We start from the raw sequence: 4,163 nt of genomic DNA on the forward strand, positions 1-4,163 counted from the left end.
ATTAGCCAGTGATCAACTGTTTGATGGCCTGCACCGCCTGTTCAGTAGTCATGTTGCGGATATCCACCCCTTTCAGCCGACTGGGGTCGAAGCCGGCGCTGGCTATGGCATCGCGATACATCTTGACCTGCATGGTGGGATCACACGCGGCGACGTACAGCTCGTCGGTGGTGTTTCCCTGCAGAAGCGTCGCGAGGAAAGCATCACCGTCAGTGGCGCAAAGCTGGGGATGGATGGCGATGTAATCCACCAGCTTTTCCCGGCGGATAGCGTTGCCCACTTCAAAGATATTCATTTGTTGGAACGAGGGACAGGTCCCTTGACATACGCACAGCAGTAATCCTTTTTTACCCATTGTTGCCTCCTGGTGCGATAGGATGATTATTGATCACCGAAATAGGTGATGGCTTCCATCGGGCAGGCTTTGGCACAGCCCCGACAGAATTCCACGCAGTTTTCGGGCCGTACCACCAGCGGATGCTGGTGGTCTGACTCGAACACGTTGTGGGGGCAGAACTGTACACATGTACCGCAATTGTTGCACAGCTCCGTGTTGATGATAGGGTACCAATTTTGCGCCATAGTCTTATCCTCCCATGTGCTATTTGCCATACGTGAAAACAGTCATGTGGATGAGGACGGTGGGGAGGCCGGCGGCGGACGCTTTTGGCCGGCGTGCGTCCCGCACGGGCATAATCCTCGAAGCCTTCTCTCCCGTTGTTGTGCTGTGAGCCGCATGGTGTATCTCCGCGTTCCGCGTTGTTCGCTTGCCCGCGCAGTCCGTTCACTGAACGGGCGATCGCATTCTTATCGCATGTTTTGCATATTAGAAAATACGAATATATTATAATATCAGGAAAGGGGATTGTCAAATTTGCCACAAATCAGTGTTCTGGCATGGGATGCTCAGATGTAGCAGACAGGCCATGAAGGGCCCGCAAGTGGTCCCCCCACGGCCTGTCCGAGGGATATGCTGGGGGGTTCACTTACCAGATGGCAATGCCGAAGTAGCCGGTAATGAATTTGACGGCGACGTAGAGAAAATAGAGGCCGAAGATCAGCTTCAGGGTGGCCGGCTTGAAGCGCTTGATGATGGCCGCACCGATCTGGGCGCCGATGATGGTGCCGGCGGCCAACACCAATCCCGTGGGCAAATCCACGAATCCCTGGGCCAGCTTAATGGCACCGCCCACGACAGCCAGCGGGATCATGGTGGCTAACGACGTGCCCATGGTGATGTACACGGGCGCCTGGAAGAGGTAAATTATGCCGGGCACCAGGGCATAGCCTCCTCCGAGGCCGGCGACCCCCGTGGCGATGCCCACGATAAAGCCGAAGAGCCCCATTCCCCAGCCGGCTCCCGGGATCACGTTCCCCTCGCGCGTGGGCAGAGCGCGCTGGACAATGCCCTCATAGATCATGCGGATCGCCGGCCATAGAAAAATGGCGCCCAGAACTAAGCCCAGCAGTGCGGTATGAGCCGAGAGCAGGGTGAACAACCAGGAGCCAAGCAGGACACCCAGGATACCTCCTCCGCCCAGCCAAAGGAAGGCGCGCAGGTCGACGTTTCGGCGCAGAAGGTGCCCATAGGCACCTGAGATTGCGGTAAAGATGACGGCGAAGAGGGTGGTGCCCACCGCGATCGGCGCGGCATAGCCCATCCAGAAGTGGATGACGGGGAGCATGACACTGCATCCGCCGGTGCCGATGAGGCCGCCGAGGAGGCCGGCGCCCAGGCCGACGATGGCCAGCACGATACCCCGCGTAACGGTCATGCGTCCCACTTGTGGAGCGACGCCGATGCCGCTGACAATGGACCAGATAGCCAGGGCTACGATGATGACCAGCAACGCCAACGTAGGGATCTGGCTCTTCCACCAACTGCTCGACTGCTGACCAGCCATTTTTCCTCCTTCCCCCAATCGGGGTTACAAGTGGGGTATGGCTACCAAGAGAAAGCGAATGCCTACCAGGACCAACAACGGGGAAATGATCCACGTCACCACCTGATTCAGACGAGGCGTCCAAAAGCGCTGTACCATCCAAGCGGTCAACGTGATCAGGATGAAGGCATAGATCGCCAGGCCAAGATCGGCCGGCGAGATGACTGCGCCGGTCGCTACCTGCGTGCCAATGGCTGACCAGGCGGCCGCCGTGACGCCCACCGAGGCCATGGCATAGGCGCGTCGGGGGTGATGCCCCATGATCCAGTTGTAGATGGGGATGGTGAAGGGCTTTCCGCCGGCGGAGAGCAGGCCAGTGATGCCCCCGAACCCCAGGGCTACCGCGGCCATCCATGCAGGATGTGGATGGTCATCGCGTCCCGGGAGGGGTTTGATAAAGGCCATGCGCGCGCCGGCCAGGATGGCATAAATGCCGAGAATAAACAGGAGAACTGGAGCTGGTGCCTGAAGCCCGATGAGCCGGCCCAGCGCTCCTCCCAGGACTGCGGGAATGATGAGCATGGCCCAATCTTCCCGCACAGATGTCAACACACTGCTTTGGCGCAGGGTCATCATCAGGGATGCCAACGCAACCACCATCAGGTTCACGATGATGGAACGCGCAATGGGCAGGCCCACCAGCCCAGTCAACAGGATCACCAGGAAGAAACGGTCCACCCAGGATTGGATGGAGGCGGTGACGAAGCCGACAATGAGGCTGGCCAGGAGGACTTTGGCGAGCAGAAGGATGGTTGGGTGCATGGATGATTCTCCAACTTAAATTATGGAAGGAGTGCGTTAGTGCAGCCATTCGGGGTGGTCGGTGAGCCGGCCTTCGATGAAGGCGCGCACCGCCTCATCAATCGTGGGGATATCGGTGATGATGGGGCGGATGCCGGCCTGGCGCATGCTTTCATACGCGCCGGCGCCCATGCCGCGGGCGATGAGCACCTGGCAGTCGGCGATGGCGGCGGCCATGCGGCTGTGCCGGTCCTGGGAAGCGCGGTCGAAGCCATGTCCCTGGCCGGCGGCGTGGCTGTGCTCCTCATGGCCGTGTTGGCCGGCGAACTGCGCATGGCCGAGCTTATCGCGCATCTCCCGCCCCACTATCTGGCCGTTCTCGATAGTCACTACCACATAAAATGGGGCCCTGCCGAAATGCTGGCTGATCGTGATGCCGTCATCGGAAACCAGTGCGATCTTCATGTTTGTTCTCTCCTGATGAATAGATTGGGTATGCGGATTGTGACATGCCGAACTATATGACAATTGCATGCACCGGAGTGAATATATACCTCCACGAATTTTTTGTCAAATATGCTTGTGGTCGAATGAGCCTAAATCCGACCCGGCTGGGGATGGTTGAGCAGCGCCTGCATTCCGGTTATAATGGTGTGTGGGGCAAGATGATCAGGAGAGCACAAAGCCAAGGGAGGATGAGATGACCGAGCAAATGGGCGGCGCCGGCGGCGTACACCGCGCGGAAAGCCCACTGCGCGAGGTGCTGGCGGAGCTGTGGAGCCGGCGCATTCGGGTAGCCGGCCTGCATTCCTACGAGTTCGTCATCCCGGTGGATGCGGAGCTGGCCCATCGGGTGCGGCAGGCGTTTGTCGAGTTGATGGAATTTGGCGGTCAAGCTGGGGAACCGCCGCAGGACAATGACGCGCCGGCACGTTGACAACCCTGACCTGCCGGCATATAATGGGCGCCATCACGGCGGGGCATGATCCCCACAGTCACAGGAGGCTCATCCTTGACCACGCCGAACCAGCCGGAGGACCTTCCACCACAGCAGGCGATTTCATCGGACGCGCAGGCCGCTCAGCCGGCGAAAAGCCTCCTCCGCGAGGTCTTGGAAACCATCGGCCTGGCGCTGGTGATCTTCCTTGTCGTGCGCGCTTTCGTGATGAATTACCGGGTGGTGGGGCACAGTATGGTGCCCACCATCCAGGAGGGGCAGTTCCTGCTGATTGACAAGATAGGCTATACGCTGTTCGAGCGCCCACAGCGAGGCGACATTATCGTCTTCAACCCTCCCAACATGGTCGGACAGATTTATATCAAGCGGGTGATCGGCCTGCCGGGGGAGGTGGTGGAACTGCGCGATGGGCGGGTGTTCATCAACGGAGAGCCGCTGGCGGAGGAGTGGCAGACCATCCCGGCGCCGGCGGCCCGCTGGGGGCCGGCGCAGGTGGGGAAGAACGAGGTCTTTGTGCTCGG

The 4,163-nt window shown here is 59.6% G+C and carries 7 protein-coding genes; 2 read left to right on the forward strand and 5 right to left on the reverse strand.

What is annotated here, in order from left to right; all coding sequences use genetic code 11:
• Nucleotide 1: 1 nt before the first annotated feature.
• The 5 genes from H5T60_11145 to H5T60_11165 form a co-directional block, all read right to left on the reverse strand.
• A complete protein-coding gene (locus tag H5T60_11145) occupies nucleotides 2–355 on the reverse strand; it encodes a heterodisulfide reductase subunit A-like protein (protein MBC7242987.1) in 354 nt (117 codons plus the stop codon).
• Between the two features lie 26 nt (nucleotides 356–381).
• On the reverse strand, nucleotides 382–582 hold the full coding sequence (locus tag H5T60_11150) for a ferredoxin family protein (GenBank protein ID MBC7242988.1): 201 nt from the start codon (nucleotides 580–582) through the stop codon (nucleotides 382–384).
• 404 nt (nucleotides 583–986) lie between these two features.
• Nucleotides 987–1,904, reverse strand: coding sequence for a sulfite exporter TauE/SafE family protein (locus H5T60_11155; protein ID MBC7242989.1), 918 nt, complete (start codon nucleotides 1,902–1,904; stop codon nucleotides 987–989).
• Nucleotides 1,905–1,928: 24 nt separating this feature from the next.
• Complete coding sequence (locus H5T60_11160) at nucleotides 1,929–2,705, reverse strand: sulfite exporter TauE/SafE family protein (GenBank protein MBC7242990.1); 777 nt, start codon at nucleotides 2,703–2,705, stop codon at nucleotides 1,929–1,931.
• A gap of 36 nt (nucleotides 2,706–2,741) precedes the next feature.
• Nucleotides 2,742–3,149: a dinitrogenase iron-molybdenum cofactor biosynthesis protein gene (locus H5T60_11165; protein MBC7242991.1), complete on the reverse strand. Its 408-nt coding sequence runs from the start codon at nucleotides 3,147–3,149 to the stop codon at nucleotides 2,742–2,744.
• Between the two features lie 235 nt (nucleotides 3,150–3,384).
• On the opposite strand from H5T60_11165, the gene H5T60_11170 reads away from it, so the two are divergent.
• Nucleotides 3,385–3,621, forward strand: coding sequence for a hypothetical protein (locus H5T60_11170; protein MBC7242992.1), 237 nt, complete (start codon nucleotides 3,385–3,387; stop codon nucleotides 3,619–3,621).
• Nucleotides 3,622–3,696: 75 nt separating this feature from the next.
• Nucleotides 3,697–4,163, forward strand: a 467-nt coding sequence (gene lepB, locus H5T60_11175) for a signal peptidase I (protein MBC7242993.1), incomplete at its 3' end; no start/stop codon positions are given.

It is taken from the genome of Anaerolineae bacterium (assembly GCA_014360855.1).
Lineage (GTDB): Bacteria > Chloroflexota > Anaerolineae > JACIWP01 > JACIWP01 > JACIWP01.